This window comes from Suilimivivens aceti (genome assembly GCF_025567405.1).
GTDB classification, from domain to species: Bacteria; Bacillota; Clostridia; order Lachnospirales; family Lachnospiraceae; genus Suilimivivens; species Suilimivivens aceti.
Genome location: NZ_JAOQKJ010000036.1, coordinates 1 through 977, shown reverse-complemented (window position 1 = coordinate 977; position 977 = coordinate 1). Strand labels below are relative to the sequence as shown.

Annotated in this window: 1 protein-coding gene and 1 pseudogene; both read left to right on the top strand. The window is 44.8% G+C overall.

Annotated elements, in window-relative coordinates:
* A partial coding sequence (locus OCV77_RS16375; RefSeq protein WP_331488928.1) for a hypothetical protein occupies positions 1-501 on the top strand: 501 nt, incomplete at its 5' end.
* A gap of 265 nt (positions 502-766) precedes the next feature.
* Positions 767-977: pseudogene (locus OCV77_RS16370) on the top strand (hypothetical protein); the annotation flags it as partial.

Below are 977 nucleotides of genomic sequence, written 5' to 3'. Positions count from 1 at the left end.
GGATACATGAAGTACTGTGTACATAATCACTGTGAAGAAGTGCCGGAGGTCGATTATGAAGACGGGCTGACCTTTTTGTATTTTAATACCGGAGGAACCCGTGGGGGAAATGAAGCAATCCATGCACTGCTTACCTATCTGCAGGACAGTCGGAAGGAGAATGTGGTAGATGAAGCTACAGACCGGCTGCACAAACTGGTAACGAAGGTGAAAGAGAAGCCGGAGGTGAAATTGGAATATATGAAATTTGAAGATATTATTTACTGGGAGAAGAAAGACAGTTATAAGGAAGGCGAAGCAACAGGCAGGGAAAATGCCTATAAGGAGATGATCATAAGCCTTTTGCAGGCACATGGAGAGGTACCCTCAGACCTTAGAGATAAAATCAATGCGATCGAAGATACCGGCATACTGGAGGAGCTGGTAAAAAAGGCTGCCAGTGCAGCCGGTACAGAGGAATTTGAGGCAGCGTTGCAGCAGTACAGCAGTCAGGAAGAATAGGAAACCCTTTCAAAAAGTAAAAACGAAATACCGATCACAAAACGATACAAAACAACTTGACATATATTTCATATACTGATACGATAAAAATGTAACAGAAATTCATGTGAAAATCTGATGAATCTGAATCTTTGGGATCTGAACCAGGCAGAGGCATCTTCTGGCGTATCGCCTGCATTTTCACACAAACAAATTATGTAGGCGGAAGAAGACAGAAGAGAAGGGGATACCTGTACTTTCTGTACCGCCAGAGGAGGTAAGAGGTATGGGTAAAACCCAAAAGACACTGGAAGAAATGGATGTCATGGATGATTTCCTGGTGAATGCGGCCGCACTGGATCAGGAGCTTGGAGAGGAGTTCTGCAGGCTTATTCTGGAAACCTTGCTACAAAGGCAGATCGGAAAGATCCATATCACAGCACAGAAGACACTGCAGGGAATCCTTCCCGAGAAACGGGGGATCCGGATGGATGTGG